Consider the following 25464-nt stretch of genomic DNA (forward strand, 5'->3'; position numbering starts at 1 on the left):
TCACTCGTCTGCTGTCTCCGGCTGCCGCCGGCGGCTCCCGGCCTGAAGGGTACGGGAGCCGCCGGCCGGCTCAGAAGTAGTGGCGGGCGGGAAGCGGGGCGATCGGATCCTCCGCGGCCGGCCGGTGGGCGCAGGAGAACGCGTGGGTCCCGCTGCCCACGCTGACCGGCGGCCGGCCGGGCAGTTCCACCACGGCGTCGCAGTTCGGCGGCACGATCACGTCCACGTGCAGCGTCGCGCCGTCGCGTCGCCACCGCACCGAGGCTTCGCCGTACGGGGTGCGATGCCGGGCCGCGGCCCAGTCCAGTCCGCCGCCCGGCCGGGGCCGCACCCGCAGCGTCCGGTAGCCGGGGGCGGCCGGTGCCAGGCCGGCGACCGTGCGGTGCAGCCAGTCGGCGACCGCACCGAGGGCGTAGTGGTTGAACGAGGTCATGTTGCCGGGATTGATCGATCCGTCCGGCAACATCGAGTCCCAGCGTTCCCAGATCGTGGTGGCGCCCATGGTGACCGGGTAGAGCCAGGACGGGCAGCCCTTCTCCAGCAGCAGCCGGTACGCCTCCTCCAGGTGACCGCTGACGGCGAGCGCGTCCAGGATCAGCGGCGTGCCGGCGAACCCGGTGCCGATGCGGAACTCGCCCTCGCGGACCAGCTCGGCGAGCCGCTCTCCGGCGTGCACCCGCTGCCCCGCGGAGAGCAGGTCGAAGCAGAGCGCCAGGGCGTACGCGGTCTGGGTGTCCGAGACGCAGCGGCCGCTGGCGGTGACGAACTCGCGGCGGAAGCCCGCGGTGACCCGATCGGCGAGCCCGGCGTAGGAAGCCGCGTCGTCGGTCTTGCCGATCAGCTGGGCCTGCCGGGCGAGCAGCCGGGCGGAGTGCGCGAGGTAGGCGGTGGCGACGAGGTACGGATCGGTGCGCGCCTGCTGCGGGCGGTCCGGCGGGGCGGCCGGATCCAGCCAGTCACCGAGCTGGAGCCCGGCGGCGATGACGTCGCGGTCGTCGAGCAGCCGGCGGCAGCCCTCGACCCACGCGCGGGCGGTGTCGTAGCCGCGCAGCACCGGCCCCGGGTCCGCGGCCCGGTCGAACAGCACCAGCGGGACCACCGTTGTCACGTCACCCCAGACGGCGCAGTGGAACTGGGTGAAGTCGGTGGCGATGTGCGGCACGTAGAGCGGGACGAGGCCGTCGTCGCCGGTCTCGGCGATGACGTCGGTGAGCCAGTCGGCGATGCTCCCGGTCGCGTCGTAGAGGAACGCGGCGGTGGGGGCGAAGACCTGCAGGTCGCCGGTCCAGCCGAGACGTTCGTCGCGTTGCGGGCAGTCGGTCGGCACGGAGACGAAGTTGCCGCGCATGCTCCACCGCACGTTGTCGTGCAGCCGTTCGATCAGCGGGTCGGAACAGGCGAAGACGCCGGTTTCGGCCATGTCGTCGTGACAGACCACCGCGACGACGCCGGCCGGGTCGAGCTCGCCGGGCCAGCCGGTGATCTCGGCGTAGCGGAAGCCGTGGTAGGTGAACCGCGGCTCCCACGTCTCGGCGCCGGTGCCGGCGAGCACGTAGCTGTCGTGCGCGACGGCGGTGCGGATCGGCCGGGTGCACAGGCGGCCGTTCTCGAGCACTTCAGCGTGCCGGAGGCCGATCCTCGTACCGGCCGGGCCGGTGACGGTGATCCGCAGCCGACCGGCGAGGTTCTGACCGAAGTCGATCAGGTGGGTGCCGTCGTCGAGGCGGGTCACCGTGGCCGGCGCCAGTGTCTCGGTGCGGCGCACCGGTGGTCCGGCGGCGGCGGTCAGCTCCCCCACTGTGGGTTTCTTTTCCTGTACGGGGGTCCAGCCGCCCGGTTCGATGCGGGCGTCGTGGTGTTCCCCGTCGTAGATGCTGGACGCGGTGATCGGCCCGTACGCCCAGGTCCAGGTGCCGTCGGTGACGACCTGCTCGACGCTGCCGTCGGTGTAGCGCAGTTCGAGCTGTGCCAGCAGCGCGGTGTCGGCGCCGTACCGCTCCCCCACCCGGTTCCAGCCGTACTCGCCGCGCCACCAGCCGTCGGCGAGCCAGCCGCCGATCGTGTTGGCCCCGGCGCGCAGCAGCCCGGTGACGTCATAGGTCTGGTAGGACAACCGGTGGTGGTAGCTGGTCCAGCCGGGGCTGAGCACGTCGTCGCCGACCCGGGCGCCGTTGAGCTCCAGCTCGTAGAGGCCGCATGCGGTCGCGTACACCCTGGCCCCGGCCAGCCCGGGGCGTACCGCGAAGTCGCGCCGCAGCAGGATCGGCCGCCGGTCGCCGGCGCTCGCGTCGGTGGAGCCGACGAAGGCCGCCTTCCAGTCGCCGGGTTCCAGCAGGCCGGCCTCGACGGTGGTCGGCTCGCTCCACGGGGTCGGCTCGGTCTCCCCGGCGGCCCAGACCCGCACCCGGACCTCGGCCCGCTCGCGGGAGGTCAGGGCCGGGCCCGGCCACGGCACCAGGACGCTGTCGCCGGAGTCGATCCGTCCGGTGGCGTGACCGTTGATCTGGATCTCGTAGCCGGCCTGACGCCAGCCGGGCCGGACGGTCCGCACCTGCCAGGACAGGCGGGGAGTACGGTCACCGACGCCGAGAGGATGGTTGTGGTGCTCGATGCGGGGCGCGCCCACGCGCGTACCCGTGCCGTTCATGGCAGACATCGCGGCTCAGCCCTTCACCGCGCCGGCCGCCAGGCCGCGCATGACTCGCTGGTTGAGGAAGACGTAGATGGCCAGGATCAACAGCACGTTGATGCAGATCGCGGCGAAGGTGGGGCCGTACTCGACGACGCCGAACTGGCCGGTGAAGTTGAGCAGGCCCACCTGAACGGTGCGCTGCGCGTCGTCGGTGGTGAAGGTCAGCGCGATGAGCAGGTCGTTCCAGAGGAAGAAGAACTGCACGAGGGCGATCGTCAGCACCGAGTTGCGCATCATCGGGAAGCCGATCGAGACGAACGAGCGGATGATGCTCGCGCCGTCCATGGTGGCGGCTTCGAAGACCGACTTGGGGATGGCCCGGAAGTAGGTGGCCATCATGAAGACCGTCAGCGGCAGGCCGGTGGCCGTGTACGTGATGATCAGCGGCCACAGGGTGCCGGTCAGGTGCAGGTCGAAGTAGACGGTGAACAGCGGCAGCAGGATCATCTGCCCGGGGATCATGATGCCGGCCAGGAACAGCAGCAGGGTGGTCTGCCGACCCCGCCAGACCAGCACCTCGAGCGCGAACCCGGCCGCCGTGCCGAACACAATGATCATGACCAGGGCGGGCACCACGGTGAGCAGCGAGTTCTGCAGGTAGGTCGCCACCGACGACCACGCCTGGGTGTAGTTGCCGAAGTTCGTGAAGCTTTCCGGCAGGGCGGTGGTCGAGCCGTTGAGGAACTCGTCCTGTGTCTTGAAGGAGCCCAGGAACAGCCAGATCAGCGGGTACACCACGACGATCAACAACAGCGCCACGCAGGCGTAGCCGGGCAGCCGGCGCGCGGCCCGGCGCCAGTCGCGGGTGTTCCGTGGCGCCGGCACGCCGGTTGCGGCGCGGGCCGGGCGGGTGGTGGTCAGTGTCATGGCTTATCCCTGTCCCACGTCGCGGCGCGTCGCGCGGAAGATGACGACGGTGACCAGCAGGCACAGCACGGTCAGGGTGAGCGCGATGGTCGAGCCGTATCCGTAGTCGCCGTAGGCGAACGAGGTCTGGTACATGTACAGCGTCAGCGGGCTGGTGGCGCTGCCGGGGCCGCCGCCGGTCAGGGCGTAGATCGAGTCGAACGCCTTGAGCGTGCCGTTGATGCTGAACACCAGCGAGCTCACCAGGACCGGGAGCGAGAGGGGCACGACGATGCTGCGGATCAGCCGCCAGGTGCCGGCGCCGTCCATCGCCGCGGCCTCCATCATCTCGTCGGGGATGTCGAGCAGGCCGGCGTAGAGCAGGACCGCGTAGAAGCCCATCGAGCGCCAGATGTCCATCAGCGCGACCACCAGGAACGCGTGACCGGGGGTGCTGAAGAAGTCGACGCCGGTGCCGCCGAACGCCTCGATCGCGGCGTTGACCGGGCCGGTCTGCGGCGCGTACTCGAAGAACTTCTGGAACAGCAGCGCTACCGCGACGGTGGGCAGGATGACCGGGAAGAACACCAGGGTCCGGATGATCGAGCCGGCCCGGCGCAGGAAGAAGACGTAGAGCAGGGCCAGCAGGTAGCCGACGAGAACCTGACCGACGGTGATGACCACGGCGTACTTGACGGTGAACCACAGCGCCTGCGGCAGGGCCGGGTCGTCGAGCAGCTTGCTGAAGTTGGCGCCACCGGCCCAGGTGAAGCCGGAGATGACGCTGCCGGTGAAGAAGGTGTAGCCCAGCGACCACAGCATCGGCACCAGCATGACCAGGGAATAGACCAGCAGGGCCGGTCCGAGCAGGAGGGCGACCGACTTCCGGTCGCCGAGCACGCTGTGCATTCTCGTTGTTGCCTCTCTAGGAGAGCGCCGGCGGCACGACACCCCAGCCAGCCCGCCGGCGCTCCGTCCTCCGGGGTCAGCCCAGGTTGGCGGTGACCGTCTGCATGAACTTCTCGCCGGTCAGCTGGCCGCCGGCGAGCAGGCCGCCGTTGCCCTGGCTGACGGTGGTGGCCTTGGCGGAGAAGTAGGCCTCGAACCACAGGACGCTGGTCCGCACGCCCGCGATCTCGGTCTGGATCTGCTTGGTCAGCGCCGGCACCTCGACGCTGCCGTCGGTGGCGAAGCCGGTGATCTGGCTGGAGTCGCGCAGCGCCACCGTGCCGTAGTTGTCGACGATGCACGTGACCCAGGCCCGGGTGTTCTCGTCGTTCTCGTACGCCTTCTTCGAGATCGCGAGGGCGGTTCCGACGTTGGCCGGCATCTGGTCGGCGGTGCCCGTGCCGCCGGTCACGGTCGGGAACTTCAGGAAGCCGACGTTGTCGGCGCCGATCTTGTTCTTGCTCTCGTCGTTGAAGTCCGACAGCGCCCAGGAGCCCATGTAGATGAAGGCGGCCTTGCCGGTGAGGAACGTGTTGAGCGCTGTCGCGTAGTCGATCGAGGTGGGCGACTTGCCGAAGTAGCCGGCCTTGCCGAGCGCGGCGATCGCGTCGGCGGCCGCGACGTACTGCGGGTCGGTGAGCTGGGCCGATCCGTCGGCGACCTTCTTGAGCGCGTCCGGGCCCTGCTGGCGCAAGATGTAGTTGCCGACCCAGCGGGTGACGCCCCAGCCGTCGCCGCCCTTGCCGGCCTGCGAGATCGGCTGCACGCCGGCGGCGTGCAGCTTCGCGAACGCGGCGACCAGGTCGTCCCAGGTGGCGGGCGGCGTGGTGATGCCGTTGTCGGCGAGCAGCTTCTTGTTGTACCAGATGCCCTCGATGTTCAGCTCGGTCGGCAGCACGAGCTGTTTGCCGTCGTACAGGCTCGTGATCGTCGACGAGGCGGCGGGCAGCACGCCTTGGGAGATCGCGGCGGTGTCGAGCACCGAGCCGCTGTCGGCGAGCTGGCTGGTCAGCGACGGCGCGTTCGCGGCGATGAACGTCTGCGGCAGCGCGCCCTGGCCGGCCAGAAGCTGGAGCTGCTGGTCGAGGCTGGCCTGCGCCTGCTTCTTGATCTCCAGCGGCTGCGCGGCGTTCTGGGTGGCGCACTCCTTCTGGCTCAGCGTGGTGAGAGTGGCCGGGATGGTGGTGTTCTCGTTGATCGACAGGAACGAGAAGTTCTTGGCCGAGGATCCGCCGGAGGCGGTGTCGTCTCCCCCGCCGCAGGCAGCGGTGGAGACCACGAGCGCCAGAGCGCTGATCGCCGCCGCCACGCGGGCGGGTCGGTGGGTGCGCGGAGATATGGGTGCCACAGGTCCTCCTTGACGACCGCGGATGTTTCGGTGAGGGTCTTCGTTGAAGCGTCTAAAGACTCTGTGGGCAACGACACGGGGTCAATACGCGGTTGCTGATACCGTCTATTGATCGCTTGGATATCCGCAGTTCACGAGCTTTACCAGCGGTTATCGCGATTCAACACGCCGGAAACACGGCGGCTCCGACGCTGGGAGTGCACGGGCCTTCCGCGCTGCGGGAGCCGCCTCGGCCGGTTCGGAATTGAAGCGTCTGACCTAAGCTCTGCGCATGATCAGGATCGCTGACGTCGCCGCCCGCGCCGGCGTCTCCGTCGGCACCGTCAGCAACGTGCTGAACCGGCCGCACGCCGTGGCCCCCGCGACCCGGCAGCGCGTGCACGCCGCCATCACGCAGCTCGGCTACGTGCCGAACGAGGCGGCCCGGTCGCTGGCCGCCGGCCGCCGCCGCGCCATTGGCCTGATCGTCCCGGACGTCACCAATCCGTTCTTCGCCGATGTGACACGGGGCGCCGAACAGGTCGCCGATCAGCGTGACGTCGTGGTCATGCTGTACAGCAGCGGCGAGTCCGGCGAACGGGAGGCCCGCTACGTCGACCGGCTGGAGAGTCAGCGGGTGCAGGGGGTTCTCGCCAGCCCGGTGCAGGAGGCCGGACCGGCCGTCACCGGCCTGGCCGGCCGCGGCACACCGGTGACCCTGGTCGACCGCGGTTCCGCGCGGCGCGACCTGTGCTGTGTGTCGGTGGACGACCACGCCGGTGGCCGTCTCGCCGCTGAGCATCTCGTCGCCACCGGTCATCGCCGCCTGGCCTACCTTGGTGGACCGCTGTCGGTTCCCCAGGTCACCGCCCGGCTGGCCGGAGCGCGCGAGGTCTGCGGCGCCGCCGGCGCGACGCTCGAGGTCATCGAGACCGAGGCGATGAGTGTCGTGGCCGGCCGCCGTGCCGGAGCCGCGCTGGCCGGCCGGCCCGCCGTGGACCGGCCGGACGCGGTGTTCTGCGCCAACGACCTGCTCGCGCTGGGGCTGCTGCAAACGGTCAGCCGCCACGGTCTGCGGGTGCCGGCCGACCTGGCGATCGTCGGCTACGACGACATCGACTACGCCGCCGCGGCCGCCGTGCCGCTGACATCGGTCCGCCAGCCCCGGGCCGAGCTGGGCCGGGCCGCCGCCGAGCTGTTGTTCGAGGAGATCGACACGCCGGGACAGCACCGGCATCGGCAGGTGGTCTTCCAGCCGGAACTCGTGGTCCGGCAGTCCAGTGGGCCGGCCCCGGCCACCTGACGGCAGCCGGGGTCCTGGCCCGCTCCGGTGATCAGCCGGGGTGGGACGCCAGCCGCGCCGATGCGGTGAAGCCGGGAACTACCTGGTTGGGCTGGGTGGAGTCGACGGCGGCGCCGGTGCTGCCGACGATGGCGCGGATGCCGCCGCCGAACGCGATGACCGCGGTCGTCATCGACGTGAACCGGACGCCGGCGCGCCGGGGCGCCTCGACGGCGGTCCACGCGTGCACCGGCGCGCCGGCGAACGTGGAGTCCAGGAACAGCGTGTAGATCGCCGTGCCGGTGGCCGCGTGGGTCGTCACGCCGGGCGCGACCCGGTAGGAGGCGTAACCCTCCTTGGTTCCGTCCCGCCAGGCGGCCTGGTTCGGCGGGTCGTACGGGAACTCGCTCTGGTAGAAGATCGTCCGGCCGCGCTCGCCGTTCCAGACGACCTGATTCTTCTGGTGGTGCTCGACGAAGAGGCCGAGAGCGGTGACGTCCGTGCCGTTGACGACGAGCCCGGTGTCGCTGGTGTTGCTGGTCCAGCCCACGCCGCTGCCGTGGTCGGCACGCCACAGCCAGTTGTCGTCGAGGATGACCCTGCTCTGGTTGACCTGCACCGAGATCCTGCTGGACCCGGGCTGGGCGCCGCCGATCCGGACGAACAGGTCGCTGAGCGTCGTCGGGTTCGTCGCGTCACCGATGTTGTTCGCCCGGCCGGTGCCGACCTTGACCAGCACATCGGTGCCGGGGCTCGCGTCGACGAGCAGGCTGGAGATGACGACTCCCTTGACGTCGCCCACGTCGATCGCGGCCTGCCCGCCGGTGGGCGCCAGTGTCGCGTACCCCATGCCCATGACGACGGTGTCGGCTCGGGTCACCGTGATTGGGCCGTCGAGGCGGTAGATGCCGGGGGTGAGGATCAGGTGCTTGCCGGCCGCGAGGGCCCTGTTGATCGTCGCGGCGGTGTCGGTGCCGGGCTTGGCGATGTGGAACCGGGAGATCGGGATGCTGGTGCCGGCGGCGCTGCCGGTCGCCCAGTTCACGCCGGAGGCGTTGGTGCGCGCCTTCGGCACGAAGACCGCGTAGGAGTCGCCGTTCACGGTGAGGAACGGGGCGGGCCGCGACGTCGGGGTGGCCGGCAGGGTGGTGATGCCGCGGCCGGTGAAGTCGCCGGCCGGTGCGCCTTTGACCCCGGAGAAGACCAGGTTGGCGGAGCCGCCGCGCCAGCCGCCGATCTGGCTGTCGCGCACGTAGTACTGCGCCTGGCCGGGTCCGGCGTCACCGCCGCTGGTGACGGTGCCGCTGATCCGGCTGTCGGCCATGGTGGTGCCGAACAGGGTGGCGCCGTACGCGCCGTTGAGATCGAGGTTGCCCCGGATGTCGACCCGGCGCAGCGAGGAGGCCTGGGAGGTGGCCCAGCGCATGGTGTGCGCCGGCGCGACGCCTTCCGGTCTGGCCCGCTGCGCGTCCGCGCCGACCGGCCGCTGGATGGGGTCGATGGAGAGGTTGGCCAGCGATCGGTAGAAGTTGGTCAGGCCGTCGGCGGAGCCGTCGGCGTTCTGTCGCGGCTCGGCGTGCAGGGCGCCGTTGATGGTGACGCTGGTGGGCGAGGCGCCGAGACCGGCGATCGAGGTGTAGTACCCGACCTCGCTGTTGACGATGCCGGTGGCTGTCGCCGGGTCGTTCCGGCCGGCGGCGCTGCCGTAGACGCCCGGCTTGAAGTAGACCGCATGCCGGTTGGTGCTGAACTCCGCCTCCGCCGAGATGCCCTGCAGGTACGCGTTGATCTGAGCGACCGGCGTGCTCGGGTCGAAGATCTTCACATCCGGACCGAAGTCGGGAGTGGCCGCGGCGCCGGCCGGCAGCGCCGGGCCGGTGAGGGCGAGGGCGCCCGCGGTCGTGAGGACGGCAAGGATCGACGTTGCCGCACTGCTTCGTCTGCGTGGTGGCACGGATGTCTCCTCGGGTCGGCGCGTCGTGCCCGCGTGGTGGTCGCGGAGGGGATGACGCGCGGGGTGCCGTCACCGTGCCTGAGCGCCGGCACATCGGAGAAGACGAAATTGTTTATGCGGTGTATCCGTCGTGTTAATAGACAGCCGTTACTGCTGGATCTGGATGGCGGCGTCGATGAAGCAGCGGCGCAGCCATTGATGCGCCGGATCGTTCTCGTGTCCCGGATGCCACCACATCGCCTCGACGATCGGCGCGGTCGGGAACGGGCAGTCCACCATCCGTACCCGGCCGGCGGCCTCCATCGCCGCACCGAGCTGGCGTTGCACGAGGGCGACCCGGTTCGTGCCGGCGATCAGGGCGGGCAACACGGTGTAGCTGTCGACCACCAGCCGCGCGTCGAGATCGATGCCGTGGGTGCGCAGCTCCCGGGCGGCGGTGGTGATCGCCGTGCCGTCGTGGTAGGTCAGCACCCACGACCGGCGGGCCAGGTCCTCGCCGGTCAGCGTGGCGTCGGCGGCGGCGTCGACCAGGCACGCCCACTCGTCCTGATACAGATTGCGGTGCGGCAGCCCGGTGAGGATGCCGTGCGGCAGCACCAGCAGGTCGACGTCCCGCAGCTCGTCGGCGGCCTGGTCCACGTTGTGCCGGGTGGTGGGCTGGACGTGCAGCCGCACGTGCGGCGCCCGCTCGTCGATCAGGGCCGCCACGGCCGCGCCGAGCACGGTGAGAGCGTAGTCAGACATGATCACGGTGAAGGTGCGCCGGGACAGCGCCGGGTCGAAGTCCGGCTGAGCGCTCAGGACCTGATCGGCGGCCGCCACCACGTTCGCGGTCGGCGCGGCGAGCCGCGCCGCCAGCGGGGTGAGCTGGTAGCTGTGCCCGGCCCGGGTGAGCAGGTCGTCGCCGAAGTGCCGGCGCAGCCGGGCCAGGGCCGAGCTCATCGCGGGCTGGCTGATCCGCAGCCGCTCGGCGGCCCGGGTGACACTGCACTCGGTGAGCAGCGCGTCCAGCGCGGTCAACATGTTGAGGTCGACGTGGCGGGCCATCGCAGCCTTACTTCCGGTGCAGTCGGACGGGGATGCTGCGCCAGGCGCGCAGGGTGTTGTTGTGATGGCGGCGCACCGGCCCGGCGAGCTCGATCCGCGACACCCGCCGGGCGAGCGCGGTGAGCACCGACTCGGCTTCCAGGCGGGCGATGTGCTGGCCGACGCACTGATGGATGCCCATGCCGAAGCCGACGTGGCCGGACGGGTCCCGGGACAGGTCGAAGCGGTCCGGGTTCGCCCAGCGGCGGGGGTCGCGGTTGGCGGCGCCGAGGAACATCAGGATCTTCGCGCCGTCCGGGATGACCGTCTCCCCCACCGTGACGTCGGTGGTGGCGGTGCGGAAGAACGTCTGCACCGGCGACTCCCACCGCACCGCCTCGTCGAACGCGACCCGGGCCAGCGCCGGCTGTGCGCGCAGGCGTTCCCACTGGTCCGGGTGGGTGGCGAAGGCGTAGAGCACGGCGGACAGCCCGTGCACGGTGGTGTCGACGCCGGCCGACAGCAGGGATCGGACCACCAGCGGCGCCTGCTCGGGGGTCAGGTCGCCGCGGTCGGCGGCCGCCCAGATGGCGGCGCCGAAGCCGTCCGAGGTGAGCACGTCGCGGGCGCACTGCGCGTTCACCCAGGCCGACAGGCCGGCGATGCGTCCGGCGCCCGCGGCGACGAGGTCGTTGGGCGGACCGAAGGCGTTGAACAGGTGGTCGCCGTAGGGCAGCAGGTTCTCCCGCCCGGCCTCGGGAATGCCGACGGCGTCCGGGAAGACCCGCAGCGGGAACGCCTCGGCCAGCGCCGGCACCGCGTCGATGACGTCACCGCAGCTGAGGACCCGGTCGGCGAGGTCGGCCGCGGCCGCCGCCCACCGGTCGCGGAGCCGGTGCAGTGCCCGCGGGCCGACGATGGCCGACAGGACACGGCGTGGGGCGTCGTGGTGTGGCGGGTCGGCTTCCAGCAGCAGGCTCGGCGGCCGCCACGGCTTCTCGTACCGGAAGTTGCTCAGCCCGACACCGGCCGCGGACTGGAAGCGCTGCCAGTCGGTGAGCGCCGCGTGCACGTGTTCGTAGCGAGCCAGCGCATAGGTGTCGTAGCGGCTCAGACGCACGACCGGGCCCGCCTCGCGCAGCCTCTCGTGCAGCGGGCCGGGGTCTTCGAGGTTGTCGTGGTCGAACGGGTCGGCGTGCGAAGCGGGCGGTTTCACAGGTCCACCACCAGCCGGTCGGAACGGGACCGGGAGACACACGCGAACATGCGGGTGCCGGCGGCGCGTTCGGTGTCGTCGAGGACGCTGTCGCGGTGGTCCGGCTCCCCCGCGAGCACGGTGATCTCGCAGGTGCCGCAGACGCCCTGGCGGCAGGAGGAGAGCACGTCGGCGCCGGCGGCGGTGAGCACGTCGAGGACCGACGAGTCGGTCGGCACGGTCAGCACCGCCTTGGACCGGGCCAGCTCGATCTCGAACGGGGTGCTCCGGGCCGGGCCGGTCAGCGTGGTCGCGGCGAACCGCTCGGTGCGCAGGGTGTGCGGCGGCAGCCCGGCGCAGGCCCGCTCGACGGCGGCCAGCAGCGGGGCCGGGCCGCAGCAGTAGACACGGGTGCCGGGCTCCCAGGCGCCGAGGAATCCGGGCAGGTCGAGCAGCCCGTACCGATCCTCGGGGCGCAGGTGGACGCGATCGCCGTACCCACCGAGGTGGCGGCCGAAAGCGAGGCTCGCCTCGCGCCGGCCGCCGTAGAGAAGCTGCCAGTCCGCGCCGAGCAGGTCGGCCTGCGCGATCATCGGTAGCAGCGGGGTGATCCCGATGCCGCCGGCGATGAACAGGTAACGCGCGGCGGGAACGAGGGGGAAGTTGTTGCGCGGCCCGCCGAGGCCGACGGCCTCGCCGACATCGAGAACATCATGGAGGTACGCGGATCCGCCGCGCCCGCCCGTTTCCCGCAACACCGCGATCCGGTACGTGTACGGGTCCCACCGATCGCCGCACAGCGAGTACTGGCGCACCAGCCCGCCCGGCAGAACCAGGTCGATGTGGGCGCCGGGCGTCCAGTCCGGCAGCCGGGCACCGCCCGGGTCGGTCAGGGTCAGCGCGATCACGCCGTCGGCGACCGGCTCCTTGCCGGCCACCCGCAGGGTTCGTGTTTCCGCCACGTGAACCTCCTGTGACATGAGGCCGCCAGGATGCGACGGCCGTCACAGCGGTACCAGTGGCCTTCTCACTGAACGAGAGACGAGTTCACCGGCTGAATGAGAGACGAGTTCACCGGAGCCGTCGCGTGATGCCCCGGGCAGCGGCCTGCAACGCCGGCACCAGCGACAGTGCCCGGCCGTCGTTCGGCACGATCACCGACAACCCGGCCACCACCGGGCTCGCCGGATCGGCGCCGTCGCGCACCGGAACGGCGACTCCGGTGGCGTCGGCGTGAATCTGGCCCTCCGCGACGACGTGCCCCTGCCGGCGAATCCCGTCCAGCACCCCGCGCAGCCGCGCGGGCGTGGTGATCGTCGCCGGCGTGAAGCGGGGAAGCGGCCCGGCGAGGACCTGTTCCTGCAGGTCCCGTGGCGCCCAGGCGAGCAGGACCAGGCCCGCGGAGGAGGCGTGCAGCGGCAGCCGGCCGGCGATCCGGGTCACGTTGACCACCGCGTCGCGAGCCGACAGCCGCTCGACGAACAGCACCTCACCGGCATCGAGCACACCGAGCTGCACGTGGTGGCCGATGACCGCGTGCAGGTCCTCCAGGAACGGCATGGCCGCCTCGCGCAGACCCAGCGTCGGCGAGGCCCGCTGGGCCAGCTCCCACAGCCGCATGCCGATGCGGACCTTTCCCGCCGCGGTGCGCGTCAGGAGCCCTTCGTCGATGAGCGCGGCGATCAGCCGGGACGCGGTAGCGACATGGAGCCGGGCCCGGCGGCCGATCTCCGAGACCGACAACTCGGGCTCGTCCGGCGTGAAGGACTGCAGGATCCGGGCAGCGCGAGCGAGCACCGGCTCGCCGCGGGGCCGGTCGTCAGGGTGCACGGCGTTCCGTTCTCAGTCCCGCAGGAGCTTGTCGTACACCTGGGCGAACCGCGCGCGTCGTTCCGCGTAGTGCTCGGCGTGCGCCGGCCGCGGCTCGTAGGTCGCCCCGGTGGCCCGGGGCGCGCGCGGGACGTCCGGCGCCAGCACGTCGAGCGCGAGCAGCGCGGTTCCCCGCTGGGTGGCGCGCCGCCGGGTCACGTGCGTGACGGGCCGCCCGAGCACGTCCGCGAGGACCTGCAGCCACTCCGGCTGGTCGTTGCTGACCCGGCCGGCCGCCGCGACCTCCACGACCTGCGGTGCGGCCGGGTGCAGCTCACCGGCGACCCGCGCGTAGGTCATCGCCACCCCCTCGACGATCCCGCGGAACAGGGCGTCAGCGTCGGTGGCCGCCGACACCCCGCCGAACACGGCGCGGGCCCCGCCGGCCCAGCCCGGCGCGCGTTCACCGGTGAGGTACGGCAGCACGAGCGGCGTGGCGTCACTCGGTGGCGCGGTGAGGACGGCGGGGAGGGCCGGGCTCAGGCGTAACGTGCTCTGCGCCCAGCTGACGGCCCGGCCGACGTCGTTGATCGCGCCGCCGAGCAGCGTGCGGCGCGCGTCGACCCGGTAGTTCCACAAGCCGAACGGCAGCGGATCGGCCGGGCCGTCGAGCAGCACCCGCAGCGCGCCGCTGGTGGCCGTCGCCGCGGTGAGCACCGTGGCGTCGATCGCCCCGGACCCGATGTTGCTGGCGAAGCCGTCGGTGATCACCGGGAACCACGCGGCCCGGGCCAGCGCCGGCCAGCGCGCCGGAGCCGCCGCGGGGACCGGCTGTGTCATGTCCCGCGGCGCGGAGAACTGCTCCGGGCCGGCGCCCGCGGCGGCGAGCAGCCCGGCGTCGAGTTCGCCGGTGCGCCGGTCGAGCAGGCCGGTCCACGCCACCGTGGACGTCCCGGCCAGCGGCTGCCCGATCAGCCGGGCCCAGACGTACTCGCCCAGCGACCACCAGCGCGCGGCCTGCGCGACGACGCGCGGCTGGGTGGCCGTGAGCCAGCGCAGACGCGGGGCGTGGTAGCTGGTGTGGATCCGGGTCCCGGTGCGCTGCTGCGCCGCGTGCTCGTCGAGTTCCTGCCGCAGCGCCGCGACCGCCCCCGCGCTCCGCGAGTCCGCGTAGGTCAGGCACGGCGTGAGCGCGCGCCCGGCGGCGTCGACAGCGATCAGCGAGGCGGCGAACGTGTCCATCGCGACGCCGGCGATCCGGTCACCGAGTCGCGGGTCGGCGGTCACCGCGTCGATGACGAGCGTGACCTCGGCGGTGACCTGCTCCGGATCGATGACCGAGGTGCCGTCGGGCGCGACGGTGAAGGCGTGCGGAACCTTGTGCTGCAGGCCGTGGACTCGCCGCCCCGCGGCGTCGTGCACACCGCCACGGGTGGCGGTGGAGCCGATGTCCAGCGCGAGGACCAGCGGGTCCAGCGCCGCCTCGAGGGCAACGTCCTTGTCGGTCGGGGTCATCGCGGTCCTCGTCGTCGCCGTCGCGGATATCCAGCGACCTTAGCCCGGCCGAGCTCCCGTGCGCCGGTACCGTACCTGATCCGCTCGCCACCCGAACGGATGAGTTACGCCACGGGCGGCCCGGGGCGGCTCCTGCGGTGCGGCAGCCTGGGAGGGCTACCGGTAGACGGAACCAGCGGCGAGTCGAGGAGTGCGATGGGACTCGGCACCACGACCCTGGCGGTAGCCGTAGCACTGGGATCGGCCGCCGCCCCCGGCCGACCATCGGTCACCTTCGATCCGGCGACCGGTACCGGCTTCGTCGCGGCGGCAGACCTTCAGCGTGCCTCCCGGTGGAGCGGGGCGACGGTACGCAAGCGGGCACCGGGCATCACGTTCGCGATCTCCACCACCCGGACGTACACGGCGACGTGTGAATGGCTCGCCAATGGCGGGACACGCCGCCGGGACATACGCCGGGTGGTCGTCAGACGCACCGGCACGGTCGCCGCCGTACGCGTCTATCAGCCACGAGTAAAGGACCAGCTCGTCGGCTTCTCGCTGGCCGGTCTGGGCCCCGCCACGACCGTCGGCACGGTGCCGAGAGTAGGCGCTGCCTGTACCGGCCCGCGCCGCCACGGCCGGTGGACGATCGTGAAGCAGACCGCCGCGGTGAGCACCCTCTCCGCGCGTTTCGGCAAGGCCTCGGTGAAACTGGCGTGACACTGCCACGCGTGGCGCTCCCGCCCGCTCGATCACGCCTGGCCGGAGTCGCTCCGCCCCGGCGGTCCCGAAGCCGGACGTCCGTATGCTGCCCCCATGGATCCGTCGGTCGAGGTGGCGTTGTCAGGGATGCTGGCGGCTGCCGAGGACGCCACGCCGGTCAACGCCGTCGAGGCCGTCACCCGCGAGCTCGGCGAAGCACTGCACGCCAGCAGCGTCTCCTTCCTCATCGCCGACCTGAGCGGCCGGGCCCTGGTACGGCTGGCGCATGTGCCGTTCGGCCCGGTGGGCGACGGCCGCCGTGACGGCGACGAGGTCGCGACCGTGATCCCCTTCGACGGCGGCCCCCAGGAGGAGGCGTTACGCACGCAGGCGGTGCAGGTGATCGGCGGGGACGCGCGGTGGATGGTTCTGGCCCCGGTCACCGAGCGCGGCGAGGTCATCGGGCTGCTGGAGATCTTCGTGGCCGTGGAGCCGGCGCCACAGATGCTCGCCGAGATCGCTCGGACCGCGCATGCGCTGGCGTTCGTGGTGATCGCCAACCGCCGCCACACCGATCTGTTCGAATGGGGACAGCGCACCACCACGTTCAACCTCTCCGCCGAGATCCAGCGCCGGCTGCTTCCCAGCGCGTTCACCTGCGAGGGTGGCTCCTTCACGCTGTCCGCCTGGCTCGAGCCGTCGGCGAGCATCGGCGGTGACACCTTCGACTACAGCCTCGCCCGGGACACCCTGCACTTCAGTGTCACCGACGCGATGGGCCACGGCGTGACCAGCGCGCTGATCGCCACCCTCGGCGTGGGGAGCCTGCGCAACTCCCGCCGGGCCGGGCACAGTCTCACCGAGCAGGCCGATCGGGCCAGCTCCGCGATCGCTGAGCACAGCCCGGCCCGCGGCGGCTTCATCACCGCGATCCTCGGTCGCCTCGATCTGCACACCGGGACATGCGACCTGATCAACGCCGGGCACGTCGAACCGATCCTCGTCCGCGACGGCGATCTCCACGAAGTGACGCTGCCCCGCAACCCCGGACTCGGCATGTTCCCCGGCCGCAAGTCCCGGGCCGGCGCGGTCACGCTCGATCCCGGCGACCGCGTGGTGATCGTCACCGACGGCATGAACGAGCGCCGGGCCGCCGCCCTCGACCTCAAGGCCCGGCTCCCATCGCTGGGCTCCCTGCACCCCCGGGAGGCCGCGCGGGCGCTGGCCGACGGCGTGCTCGCCGTGGCCGGCCCCACGCTGGAGGACGACGCCACCCTGATGATCATCGACTGGCACGGACACCACGGCCGGCCACGCCGCAGCAGCGCGGGCGCCGACGTCTCCGCCGCCGCCTCGACGGACGGCCGCTGACCGCACCGCGGCTACGGCCGGGTCGTCCGGCCCCCGATCCGGAACCGTTGCCGGCATGATCGAGGGCCACCGACTCACTGAACGCTACGGCTCCGCGGCGCGGGTCTGCATGCGCCGGCGATCAGGCTGGTGCGGGACGCCGCGTCCGCATCCGCAGGACCGCGACGACGATCACGGGCACCAGCATGAGGTGGCAGATCGCCAGCGCCGCCGTGCTGGCCGTGTCGAAGTCCGCGGGCACCGTCATCAGCGGGACCGTGACGACGGCCAGCAGTGGGCCGGCGATCAGCGCGGCCGTCGCCACCCAGCCGGCCCGGGGCGCCAGCAGCGCGACAGCGGTCAAGCCGATCAGCAGCGGAACCGCGCTGAACCCGGCCACGGTGAGCGCGTCCACCTCGGCCGGCTCGCCCCGCGAGGTGAACCGGTAGGTGGCGCCGGCGGCCCGGCCGATCGCGTACACCGCGAGGTTGAGCACGACCGCGGCGGTCACGCCGAGCGCGACCACCGCGGCCCGCGGCGGCTCAGACATCCTGGGTCCGGCGGGCATCCTGGGTCCGGCGGGTCAGGAACGCCTCGATCCGGGCGAACGCCCCGGCCCAGACCTCGCCGACGAAGAAATCACGGACCTCCGGTACGGGGAAGCCGCTCTGCACCACGGTCATCAGCGTCCCGCCGTCACGGGCCTCGAAGGTGATCTCGATACGGGTCTGCATGGTCATGCCGTCCGGGCTGGACCCGGTCGAGTCGGTGACCAGCCGGTGCGGGCGGTCGATCTCGACGAACGTCTGCGTCTCCCGGAACAGCGCGTCCGGGCTGGGACCCCAGACGGCGGTCTGCGTACCGCCGACCCGCAGGTCGACCTCGATCTCGACGATGCCGGGCTCCTCGTCGAGGATGCTGAACCAGATCTTCTGCTTCTCGGCGTCGGTGTAGGCGTCGAAGACCTCCTCCGGTGTGGCCGGCAGCTGCCGCGTCATCCGCATGTCGATGCTCATTCTCCGGGTCCTTTCCCGTCGTCCGATGGGTTCGTCGCGCGTTGCCGGGGTTCGTGTGGCGGGGTGCCGAGCGGCCGCGGTTCGCGCGGCGGTGTGCCGTGCGGCGGCGTCTCGTTCTGCCGTGTTCCGCTTCGAAGCGTGAAGAAGACGTCGAGGCCGTCCAGGCGGCGGGCCCAGAGCCGCTGGTAGAAGGCGATCCACGCCATCGCCTCGTCGAGCGGCGCGGGGGCGAGGCGGCACAGGCGGGCGCGGCCGACCTTCTCGGTCACGATCAGGCCGGCCTCTTCGAGGACGCGCAGGTGTTTCGTCATGCCGGTCAGGGTCATGCCGGTCGGCTCGGTGAGCTCGCCGACGCTGGCCGGGCCGTCACCGAGCCGGATCAGGACACCGCGCCGGACCGGGTCGGCCAGGCACGCGAACACCCGGTCGAGAGCGTCTTGCTGAACCATGCGGTTCACTGTACGACACTGAACCGGTTGGTTCAATGTCGTACCCGAAACGCGGGGTGTGGGAACTTCTCCCGTCCGGGGGTGGCGGCATGGTAGGGGTTTCCCCACCATCGGGACCATAGGTCGCCGTGTACTGCCCGCCTCCCCCGCCGACCAGGCTGATCCTCATGAGAATCAGTGGAGTTCCGGTGGTCGAGCTGACCGGCGTCACCAAGGCGTACCCGGGTGGCGCCCGCGCCCTGGACGGTGTTTCGGTGGCCTTCGACGCGGGCTCGTTCGCGGCCGTGATGGGCCCGTCCGGATCCGGCAAGTCGACGTTGCTGCACTGCGCCGCCGGCCTCGATCGGCCCGACGCCGGGCGGGTCCGGTTGGCGGGCGAGGACATCGGCGCGTTGCGGGAGCCGCGGCTCACCAAGGCGCGGCGGCGCCGGGCCGGCTTCGTGTTCCAGTCCTACAACCTGATGGACTCGTTGTCGGTCTGGGACAACGTGCTGCTCCCGCAGCGGTTGTCCGGTGCCCGGCCGGATCGGGCCTGGGCCCGGGACGTGCTGCGCCGGGTGGGCCTGAGCGGGCGCGAGCGTGACCGGCCGGCGCAACTCTCCGGCGGGCAGCGGCAGCGGGTCGCCCTGGCCCGGGCGCTGGCCGCCCGGCCGGAGATCGTCTTCGCGGACGAGCCCACCGGCGCCCTGGACCTGTCGGCGGGCCGCGAGATCCTGGCGTTGCTCCGCGAGGCCGTCGATGACCTGGGTACGACGGTCGTCATGGTCACGCATGATCCGGTCGCGGCCGGCTGGGCGGACCGGGTGGTGTTCCTGGCCGACGGCCGCGTCGTCGCCGACCTGGCCGACCCGACGCCGGAGAAGGCCGCCGCGCGGATGATGGCGGTGGCGGCGCGATGATCCGCCTGGCGTTCGGCACGCTACGCCGGCACCGCGGCGTCTACTTCGGCACGTTCGTCGCCGCGCTGCTGGCGATCGCCCTGCTGGCCAGCGGCGGACTGCTCCTGGCGTCGGTCCTGACCGCCCGGCCGCCGGCCGACCGGTTCGCCGCCGCGACCGTCGTGGTGGCCGGTCCGCACGAGGTCAGCGTCACCACCACCACGACGAAGAAGGACAAGGTCAAGACGAAGGTCAAGACCGAGCAGCTCACCGGGTCGGAGATCCTGCCGGCCGGCCTGACCGGCCGGTTGCGGACCCTGCCGCAGGTCACGGCCGTCGTTGCGGACGTCGCTTTTCCGGTACGGGCCAGTACGCCGGACGGCCGTGTGCTGCGCGGCGCGGACGGGGCGCCGGTGATCGGGCACGGCTGGGCTTCGGCGGCGCTGACGCCGTACACGTTGCGCAGTGGCCGGGCGCCGCAACCGGGTGAGGCAGTCCTCGACGCCGACCTGGCCCGGCGGGCCGGTGACACACTGGTGATCACGACACGGACGGGCACCCGGCAGGTCCGGGTCGTCGGCGTCGCCGCCCCGGACGGGCGCGACGGACTACCCGCGCAGGGCGCGATCTTCCTGGCCGACGCGGAGGTCGCCGCGGTCGCCGGCACGGCCGGCCCGACGGCGGTGGCTGTCGTGGCCGCACCCGGCGCCGACCGTGCCGCCCTGGTCGCGGCGGTGCGCGAGGTCGCCGGTGACGCCCGCGTGCACACCGGCGACGACCGGGCCCGCGCCGACCTGCCCGGGGCCGTGCCGGACTACATCGCGCCCATCTCGATCTTCGGTTTCGTCCTCGGTCTGACCGGATTCGCCGCCGTCTTCGTGCTGACCGGCACCGTGACGCTGGGTGTGCGGCAGCGGCTGCGGGAACTCGCGTTGCTCCGTGCCGTCGGCGCGACGCCGGGACAGTTGCGGCGACTGCTCGGATGCGAGAGCGTGCTGCTGGCCGCCGTGGCGGCGCTCGGCGGAGCCCCCCTCGGGATCGTGCTGGCCGAGGTGGTGGCGGAGCGGTTCCGGCAGCTGGGTGTGGTCCCGGCCCAGTTCGAGGTCCGCGTCCAGGTGTTCGTCCTGGTGGCCGCCGCGGTGGCGGGGATGCTCGTCACCTTCGCCGGCGCACGGCTCGCCGCACGCCGCGCGGTCCGGATCGCCCCGACCCAGGCGCTGACCGAGACCGCGACCGCTCCCACCGGCGCACTGCTGCCGCGCGTGGTCATCGCGGCGGTGTCCACCGCGGGCGCCGTCGCCCTGCTGACGTTCGTGCCGCTGGACGGGCCTCTGGGCATGGGGATGAGCTTCGTCGCGACGGCGCTGCTGCTGAGCGCTGTCGCGGCGCTCGGCCCGCTGCTGGTGCGCCTGCTGACCGGGCCGTTGTCGCGGGTCCTCGGAGCCGGCAGCGCCGCGGGCTGGCTGGCCGGGCTGGTGACCCGGGCGGAACAGCGGCGGGTCGCAGCGGTCGCCGTGCCGCTGGTCCTCATGTTCGCGGTCAACGCGGTGATGCTGCTCAACAACGCGCTGGTGGGCGACCTGACCGAGGCCGAGCAGACCGCTCGCGGCGCACCCGCCACGGCGCAGGTGTCGGCACCGGCCGGGCTCTCGCTCGCGACGGCCCGGCGGCTCGCCGCCGCCGACGGAGTGACCGGCTCCGCGACGACCCTGCCGACCCGGGTGGTCGTCGAGCAGGGCGGCAAGCCACAGGACTACCCGGCGCAAGGCCTGCTGACCACCGGAACGGCGCCGGCCCTGGATCTGTCGGTGCACGAGGGCGTCCTGGGCGGGCCGGGCACGCTCGCCGCGAGCGCCTACCTCACCCGGCAGTACGACTGGCGGATCGGTGACCACGTGCCGGTCTGGCTGGCCGACGGTCATCAGGTCCAGCTGCGCCTGACCGCGGTGTACGAGCGGGCCCGCGGCTTCGGTGACCTCGTCCTGCCCGCCGACCTGGTCGCCGCGCACGATCCCGGCGGGCTGGTCGGCGCGATGGCGGTGCGGTACTCGGGCGGCGTACCCAATGATCTTGCGGCTTTTCCCGGCGTGCGGATCACGCCTGCCGTGGCGGCGGCGACGCCCGGCGACGCCTCGGACCAGCAGGGCGGATGGGAACTGATGATGGTGATCTCCCTGGGATTCACCGCGATCGCGGTCGTCAACACGTTCGCCATCGCCACGGCGTCACGCCGGCGCGAGTACGCCGGGCTGCGCCTGGCCGGGGCCACTCCCGGACAGCTGCACCGGCTCGCGTGGCGCGAGGCGCTCATCACGGTGGGCGTCGGCCTGGCCCTGGGCGTGATCGTGACCAGCGTGGTGGTGGGGACGTTCAGCGCCGCACAGGACGGCGCTCCACGGGTCATCGTGGACCTCCCGACGTACCTGGGAATGATCTGCGGTGTCGGCGGGCTCGGGCTGCTCGCGGGCGTGCTGCCGATCCGGCTCGTCGTCCCCCGTCGCAGTCTGCCCGTTCTGGGGGCATGACGTGGCGGCCGGGATCGGTAACATCAGCGCGATGCTGCTGCGGACGGGGCGGGCCCTGGCGTACCTGATCATGGGCTTCCCCGCCGGTGTGCTCGGGTTCGTCTGGAGCCTGGCCGCCACGCTCGCCGTCACGCTGACCTCGATCACCCATCTCGGCGGGCCGGCTTTCCTCGGCGCCTCCTGGGTCACCCGCCGGTTCGCCGACACGGAACGGCGCCGGGCCCGGTGGGTTCTCGGCACACCCATCAATTCACCGTACGTTCCTGGCAGCGGCCGTACCGTCGGCGAACGCGTCCGGGCCGTGGCTGTCCAGCCCGCGACGTGGCGCGACCTGGTCTGGCTGGTCCTGCTGTTCCCGATCGGGCTGGCCGGCGCGGTGGCCGCGATCGTCACCGCCGCCGTGGAACTCGGCATCCTCACCGCCGTGCTGTGGGCGTGGGCGGTGCCGAACCCGCACGCGCCCGAGCCGATGCGATTCCTGATGACCACGGTTCCCGGCCGGCTCTGCCTGACCGTGCTCGGCATCCTCCTGCTGCCGGCGGCCGCCTGGCTGATCCGCACCCTCGGCCGGTTGCAGGGCCGGGCCGCCCGCGCCCTGCTGGCGCCCGGCATGCACCGGCACCTGGTCGACGAGACGGCCCGGCTGGCCGAGACCCGCCGCCGCGTCGTGGACGCCCAGGCCGCCGAGTTGCGACGCATCGAACGTGACCTGCACGACGGCGCCCAGGCCCGCATCGTGGCCGCCGGCATGACACTGGCCCTGGCCGCCCGCAAGCTCCGGCCGCGCGGACCGGACCGGCCCGCAGAGCCGGGCACCGGCGCCGCTCAGGCCGCCGCCGACATCGATCTGGCCCGCCGGCAGCTCGACGACGCCCTCACCGAGATGCGCCGTCTCGTCCGCGGTATCCACCCGCCGATCCTCACCGACCGCGGCCTGTACGCCGCCGTCGCCGCGCTGGCCGGGGACAGCCCGCTCACGGTGAGCGTCCAGGGCGACCCCGCGGAGCGGTACCCGGCCGCTGTCGAGTCCGCGGCGTACTTCGTGATCGCCGAAGGCCTCGCCAACGCCGCCAAGCACGCCGGCGCCGGCCGGTGCACCGTCTCGCTGGGCCGATCCGGCGACACCATCCACCTCACCCTCGTCGACGACGGCCACGGCGGCGCTGATCCGTCCGGGTCGGGCCTCGACGGGCTGCGCCGCCGGGTCGAGGCACTCGACGGCACGCTCACCGTCACCAGTCCGGCCGGCGGTCCGACCGCCCTGCACGCGGAGTTCCCATGCGCATCGTGATCGCCGAAGACCTGCTCCTGCTCCGGGACGGCATGGTGCGGTTGCTGACCGACACCGGGCACACCGTCGTGGCTGCCGTCGACACCGCGCCCGGTCTGATCGCCGCGGTCACCGAGCACCGGCCGGACCTGTCCATCGTGGACGTGCGGTTGCCTCCCGGCTTCCGCGACGAGGGCCTGCGCGCGGCCCTGGAGCTCCGGGCCGCCGACCCCGGCACCCGGGTGCTGATCATCTCGCAGTATGTGGAACGCGCCTACGCCGCCGAACTGCTCGCCGACGGCCGAGGCGGGGTCGGCTATCTCCTCAAGGACCGGGTGACGGCCTTGGACGACTTCCTCGACACGGCGGAACGCGTCGCCGGCGGCGGCACCGCGATGGACGCCGAGGTCGTCCGGCAACTGTTCCACCGCGGCAGCCGCAACCACGGCATCGACGGACTCACCGCCCGCGAGCGGGAGGTCCTCGACCTGATGGCTCAAGGACTGTCCAACTCCGCGATCTGCGGCGCCCTGTTCCTGGCCCCGGTGTCGGTGGAGAAGCACATCACCAACATCTTCGCCAAGCTCGACCTGCCGCCCGCGGACGACACCAACCGACGAGTACGCGCCGTCCTGACCTACCTCAATCAGTAGTCGGCCGAGCCGTCCCGGGCCGAGCGGAGATCCGCCGGCCCGTGGTGTCGCCGGGTCAGAAGGCGCGGCCGGCCACGTGCACCCGCTCGGCGGCATCGAGCGCACGGCGCAGCCCGGCGGCCGCGACGGGGCCGGCCGGAGCCTGCATCATCTGCTCGCCGGGGGTGGCCGGGTCGGCGAGGTAGAGGCGGGTGTACGCCGCCGCCTCCGGTTCGAAGCGCCAGCTCTGCGCGAGCGGGCCGGCGTCGACGGTGTCGTAGCCGAGCTGGTCGATCAGGGTGGCCGCGGCGCTCTTCGCCGCGGCGTCGTCACCGGCGATCGGCAGGGCGGTGCGGTCAGCGGCGCCGGCCGGGCGGGCCAGCTGGGGGATGTGGTGGGCCAGGATGTTGTTGAACGCCTTGACCAGTCGCGCTCCCCGGAAGTGCCGGTGGACCAGCTCGCTGGTGGTGATCTTGTCCTGGTCCAGCTCGGCGATCCGGCCGTCGCGGTACGGGTAGTAGTTGCTGGTGTCCAGCACGATCGTGTCGTCGAGCAGCCCGGCGGGGATGGCGGTGTGCGCCGTCAGTGGCACGGACAGCAGGACGAGGTCGCCGGCCCGGGCGGCCTGCTCGACAGTGCCCGCCGTGGCCAGCGGGCCGAGTTCGGCGATGAGCCCGGTGAGGCTTTCCGGTCCGCGCGAGTTCGCCACGACAACCGGGATGCCGGCCGCGACGGCGAGACGCGCGACGGCCGCGCCGATGTTGCCGCTTCCGATGATGCCAAGGGTGGGCATGTCCGCTCCAGCTGCAGATTCTCAGCGGAGGATGTCTCCGCTTCCACCTCAAAAAATACGGAGATAGCCTCCGGGTTGTCAACGTGACGCGATCGACGCCGGCCCGGTCCCGCCCGGCCGTCGGCAGCGGGCCGCACGCCCCGCCGCCGGTTCCGGCGCTGCCGATTCATCCGCCGGAAGCGATGCCCGCGGCGCCGCCACCGGGAAGCGTCGAGCCGAGCGATCGATGCGGGAGGAGGCCGGACCGGCGTGCGCTTTCACCAGGTGATGGAGTGGATCGTCAGCGGTTTCGAGATCACCGGGGTGGCCATCCTGGCGATCGGGTCGCTGTGGGCGCTGCTGTCGGCCTCGGCGACCCTGGTCAAGGGCGATCGGCAGGCCGCGTACCAGCGGGCCCGGCAGGACGTCGGCCGGGCCATCCTCCTGGGCCTGGAAGTCCTGATCATCGCCGACATCGTCCTGACCATCACGGTCGATCGCACGCTGGAGAGCGCGCTGGCACTCGGAATCATCGTGCTGGTGCGTACGTTCCTCAGCTTCTCGCTGGAGATCGAACTGGAGGGCGCCCCGCCCTGGCGCCGGGCCCCGCGGCCGGGCACGCCGGGAACGAGCCGTCGCACGCCTGGCCCGACGCTCTCCGAGGAGTCATCCGCTGCGGACGAAGCCGCGCGGCGCGCCGACCCATAACGTCGGCCGAGCCGATCTTATCGATTCATGGGCACCGATCAATTGCCGACCGAATCCACCCCGCGGCGCGCTCCGGTCCGGGCGCGGCCAGACAGGAGACCCGATCATGACCGAACAGACAACCTCACAGTACGGACGTACGCACGACAAGCGCCCCAACGGCTGGGCCGTCGGGCTGACCACGTTCGCCGGCGTACTCATGATCATGGTTGGCTGTTTCCAGGCCTTCGTCGGGTTCGTCGGCCTCCTGGAGAACGAGATCTACGTCAACACCCCGAACTACGTCGTGGAGTTCGACGTCACCGTCTGGGGCTGGGTCCATCTGCTGTTCGGGCTGGTGGTGCTCTGCGCGGGCTTCGCGGTGCTGGCCGGGCAGACCTGGGGCCGCGTCGTCGGCATCATCCTGGCCGGCCTCAGCGCACTGGCCAACTTCGCGTTCATCCCGTACTACCCGATCTGGTCCCTGGTGATCATCACGTTGGACGTCTTCGTCATCTGGGCCCTGGCCGCACACGGCCGCGACATCACCCGGTGAGCCGACCGGCCGTCCACGGCCGGGACGCAGCCGGCGGATCGGTCCCGGTCC

At 72.2% G+C, this 25464-nt stretch carries 22 protein-coding genes and 1 pseudogene; 9 read left to right on the plus strand and 14 right to left on the minus strand.

All coding sequences use genetic code 11. From position 1 onward, the window contains the following. Positions 1–70: 70 nt before the first annotated feature. From AB0F72_RS13820 to AB0F72_RS13835, 4 genes are all read right to left on the minus strand, one after another. Positions 71–2656, minus strand: a complete 2586-nt coding sequence (locus AB0F72_RS13820; protein WP_360430106.1) for a glycoside hydrolase family 78 protein — start codon at positions 2654–2656, stop codon at positions 71–73. A 6-nt stretch (positions 2657–2662) separates the two neighbouring features. Then, positions 2663–3559 carry a carbohydrate ABC transporter permease gene (locus tag AB0F72_RS13825; protein WP_360430108.1) on the minus strand — a complete coding sequence of 299 codons (897 nt, stop codon included), beginning with the start codon at positions 3557–3559 and terminating at the stop codon, positions 2663–2665. A gap of 3 nt (positions 3560–3562) precedes the next feature. After that, entirely contained in the window at positions 3563–4447 is an 885-nt protein-coding gene (locus tag AB0F72_RS13830) for a sugar ABC transporter permease (RefSeq protein ID WP_360430110.1), read from the minus strand. 76 nt (positions 4448–4523) lie between these two features. After that, entirely contained in the window at positions 4524–5834 is a 1311-nt protein-coding gene (locus AB0F72_RS13835) for an extracellular solute-binding protein (RefSeq protein ID WP_360430112.1), read from the minus strand. Between the two features lie 271 nt (positions 5835–6105). Here AB0F72_RS13835 and AB0F72_RS13840 point away from each other — a divergent pair, with 271 nt between their 5' ends. Further along, complete coding sequence (locus AB0F72_RS13840; RefSeq protein ID WP_360430115.1) at positions 6106–7116, plus strand: LacI family DNA-binding transcriptional regulator; 1011 nt, start codon at positions 6106–6108, stop codon at positions 7114–7116. Between the two features lie 31 nt (positions 7117–7147). On the opposite strand, the gene AB0F72_RS13845 is transcribed toward AB0F72_RS13840, so the two are convergent. The 6 genes from AB0F72_RS13845 to AB0F72_RS13870 all read right to left on the minus strand — a co-directional run bounded on the left by AB0F72_RS13845 (position 7148) and on the right by AB0F72_RS13870 (position 14594). Next, entirely contained in the window at positions 7148–9049 is a 1902-nt protein-coding gene (locus AB0F72_RS13845; RefSeq protein WP_360430117.1) for an adenylyl cyclase, read from the minus strand. A gap of 147 nt (positions 9050–9196) precedes the next feature. Further along, a complete protein-coding gene (locus AB0F72_RS13850; protein WP_360430119.1) occupies positions 9197–10096 on the minus strand; it encodes a LysR family transcriptional regulator in 900 nt (299 codons plus the stop codon). Positions 10097–10103: 7 nt separating this feature from the next. Next, complete coding sequence (locus AB0F72_RS13855) at positions 10104–11291, minus strand: cytochrome P450 (protein ID WP_360430121.1); 1188 nt, start codon at positions 11289–11291, stop codon at positions 10104–10106. Then, a complete protein-coding gene (locus AB0F72_RS13860) occupies positions 11288–12232 on the minus strand; it encodes a PDR/VanB family oxidoreductase (protein WP_360430122.1) in 945 nt (314 codons plus the stop codon). The genes AB0F72_RS13855 and AB0F72_RS13860 overlap by 4 nt, the downstream gene beginning before the upstream one ends. A gap of 109 nt (positions 12233–12341) precedes the next feature. After that, positions 12342–13100 (minus strand): IclR family transcriptional regulator, encoded by a 759-nt coding sequence (locus AB0F72_RS13865; protein WP_360430124.1) that lies wholly within the window; start codon positions 13098–13100, stop codon positions 12342–12344. Positions 13101–13112: 12 nt separating this feature from the next. Beyond that, positions 13113–14594 carry an FGGY family carbohydrate kinase gene (locus AB0F72_RS13870; RefSeq protein ID WP_360430126.1) on the minus strand — a complete coding sequence of 494 codons (1482 nt, stop codon included), beginning with the start codon at positions 14592–14594 and terminating at the stop codon, positions 13113–13115. Positions 14595–14789: 195 nt separating this feature from the next. Here AB0F72_RS13870 and AB0F72_RS13875 point away from each other — a divergent pair, with 195 nt between their 5' ends. Together AB0F72_RS13875 and AB0F72_RS13880 are read left to right on the plus strand one after the other, a co-directional pair. Continuing rightward, entirely contained in the window at positions 14790–15296 is a 507-nt protein-coding gene (locus AB0F72_RS13875; protein ID WP_360430128.1) for a hypothetical protein, read from the plus strand. A 96-nt stretch (positions 15297–15392) separates the two neighbouring features. After that, positions 15393–16649, plus strand: coding sequence for a PP2C family protein-serine/threonine phosphatase (locus tag AB0F72_RS13880; RefSeq protein ID WP_360430130.1), 1257 nt, complete (start codon positions 15393–15395; stop codon positions 16647–16649). A 121-nt stretch (positions 16650–16770) separates the two neighbouring features. Here AB0F72_RS13880 and AB0F72_RS13885 read toward each other — a convergent pair whose 3' ends face one another. The 3 genes and pseudogenes from AB0F72_RS13885 to AB0F72_RS13895 form a co-directional block, all read right to left on the minus strand. Next, positions 16771–17178: a DUF6069 family protein gene (locus tag AB0F72_RS13885; protein ID WP_360430132.1), complete on the minus strand. Its 408-nt coding sequence runs from the start codon at positions 17176–17178 to the stop codon at positions 16771–16773. Next, positions 17171–17644, minus strand: coding sequence for an SRPBCC domain-containing protein (locus AB0F72_RS13890; RefSeq protein WP_360430134.1), 474 nt, complete (start codon positions 17642–17644; stop codon positions 17171–17173). Before AB0F72_RS13890 ends, AB0F72_RS13885 begins: the two co-directional genes overlap by 8 nt. A gap of 113 nt (positions 17645–17757) precedes the next feature. After that, a pseudogene (locus AB0F72_RS13895) lies at positions 17758–18093 on the minus strand (metalloregulator ArsR/SmtB family transcription factor); the annotation flags it as partial. 167 nt (positions 18094–18260) lie between these two features. On the opposite strand from AB0F72_RS13895, the gene AB0F72_RS13900 reads away from it, so the two are divergent. From AB0F72_RS13900 to AB0F72_RS13915, 4 genes are read left to right on the plus strand one after another with little or no spacing between them, the layout of a single operon-like run. Continuing rightward, positions 18261–18992 (plus strand): ABC transporter ATP-binding protein, encoded by a 732-nt coding sequence (locus AB0F72_RS13900; protein WP_360430136.1) that lies wholly within the window; start codon positions 18261–18263, stop codon positions 18990–18992. Next, positions 18989–21496 (plus strand): ABC transporter permease, encoded by a 2508-nt coding sequence (locus AB0F72_RS13905; protein WP_360430138.1) that lies wholly within the window; start codon positions 18989–18991, stop codon positions 21494–21496. The genes AB0F72_RS13900 and AB0F72_RS13905 overlap by 4 nt, the downstream gene beginning before the upstream one ends. Positions 21497–21527: 31 nt before the next feature. Beyond that, complete coding sequence (locus AB0F72_RS13910; protein WP_360430140.1) at positions 21528–22787, plus strand: sensor domain-containing protein; 1260 nt, start codon at positions 21528–21530, stop codon at positions 22785–22787. Next, the gene (locus tag AB0F72_RS13915; protein WP_360430142.1) at positions 22775–23419 is read left to right on the plus strand and encodes a response regulator transcription factor; all 645 of its coding nucleotides are present in this window, start codon (positions 22775–22777) and stop codon (positions 23417–23419) included. The genes AB0F72_RS13910 and AB0F72_RS13915 overlap by 13 nt, the downstream gene beginning before the upstream one ends. Before the next feature lie 55 nt (positions 23420–23474). Here the strand turns inward: AB0F72_RS13915 and AB0F72_RS13920 are convergent, their stop codons facing one another. Continuing rightward, positions 23475–24191 carry an NAD(P)-binding domain-containing protein gene (locus AB0F72_RS13920; protein ID WP_360430144.1) on the minus strand — a complete coding sequence of 239 codons (717 nt, stop codon included), beginning with the start codon at positions 24189–24191 and terminating at the stop codon, positions 23475–23477. Positions 24192–24440: 249 nt separating this feature from the next. On the opposite strand from AB0F72_RS13920, the gene AB0F72_RS13925 reads away from it, so the two are divergent. Both AB0F72_RS13925 and AB0F72_RS13930 read left to right on the plus strand, forming a co-directional pair. Then, entirely contained in the window at positions 24441–24878 is a 438-nt protein-coding gene (locus AB0F72_RS13925; RefSeq protein WP_360430146.1) for a DUF1622 domain-containing protein, read from the plus strand. Positions 24879–24984: 106 nt separating this feature from the next. Next, a complete protein-coding gene (locus AB0F72_RS13930; protein ID WP_360430148.1) occupies positions 24985–25413 on the plus strand; it encodes a hypothetical protein in 429 nt (142 codons plus the stop codon). Positions 25414–25464: the final 51 nt, after the last annotated feature.

The organism is Actinoplanes sp. NPDC023936, assembly GCF_040639325.1.
Lineage (GTDB): Bacteria > Actinomycetota > Actinomycetes > Mycobacteriales > Micromonosporaceae > Actinoplanes.

Coding starts and splice junctions, on each gene's coding strand:
- AB0F72_RS13825 (WP_360430108.1), bottom strand. CDS start 3,559: ATGACACTGACCACCACCCGCCCGGCCCGCGCCGCAACCGGCGTGCCG.
- AB0F72_RS13820 (WP_360430106.1), bottom strand. CDS start 2,656: ATGTCTGCCATGAACGGCACGGGTACGCGCGTGGGCGCGCCCCGCATC.
- AB0F72_RS13830 (WP_360430110.1), bottom strand. CDS start 4,447: ATGCACAGCGTGCTCGGCGACCGGAAGTCGGTCGCCCTCCTGCTCGGA.
- AB0F72_RS13875 (WP_360430128.1), top strand. CDS start 14,790: ATGGGACTCGGCACCACGACCCTGGCGGTAGCCGTAGCACTGGGATCG.
- AB0F72_RS13910 (WP_360430140.1), top strand. CDS start 21,528: ATGCTGCTGCGGACGGGGCGGGCCCTGGCGTACCTGATCATGGGCTTC.
- AB0F72_RS13885 (WP_360430132.1), bottom strand. CDS start 17,178: ATGTCTGAGCCGCCGCGGGCCGCGGTGGTCGCGCTCGGCGTGACCGCC.
- AB0F72_RS13905 (WP_360430138.1), top strand. CDS start 18,989: ATGATCCGCCTGGCGTTCGGCACGCTACGCCGGCACCGCGGCGTCTAC.
- AB0F72_RS13850 (WP_360430119.1), bottom strand. CDS start 10,096: ATGGCCCGCCACGTCGACCTCAACATGTTGACCGCGCTGGACGCGCTG.
- AB0F72_RS13900 (WP_360430136.1), top strand. CDS start 18,261: ATGAGAATCAGTGGAGTTCCGGTGGTCGAGCTGACCGGCGTCACCAAG.
- AB0F72_RS13870 (WP_360430126.1), bottom strand. CDS start 14,594: ATGACCCCGACCGACAAGGACGTTGCCCTCGAGGCGGCGCTGGACCCG.
- AB0F72_RS13840 (WP_360430115.1), top strand. CDS start 6,106: ATGATCAGGATCGCTGACGTCGCCGCCCGCGCCGGCGTCTCCGTCGGC.
- AB0F72_RS13915 (WP_360430142.1), top strand. CDS start 22,775: ATGCGCATCGTGATCGCCGAAGACCTGCTCCTGCTCCGGGACGGCATG.
- AB0F72_RS13890 (WP_360430134.1), bottom strand. CDS start 17,644: ATGAGCATCGACATGCGGATGACGCGGCAGCTGCCGGCCACACCGGAG.
- AB0F72_RS13930 (WP_360430148.1), top strand. CDS start 24,985: ATGACCGAACAGACAACCTCACAGTACGGACGTACGCACGACAAGCGC.
- AB0F72_RS13920 (WP_360430144.1), bottom strand. CDS start 24,191: ATGCCCACCCTTGGCATCATCGGAAGCGGCAACATCGGCGCGGCCGTC.
- AB0F72_RS13880 (WP_360430130.1), top strand. CDS start 15,393: ATGGATCCGTCGGTCGAGGTGGCGTTGTCAGGGATGCTGGCGGCTGCC.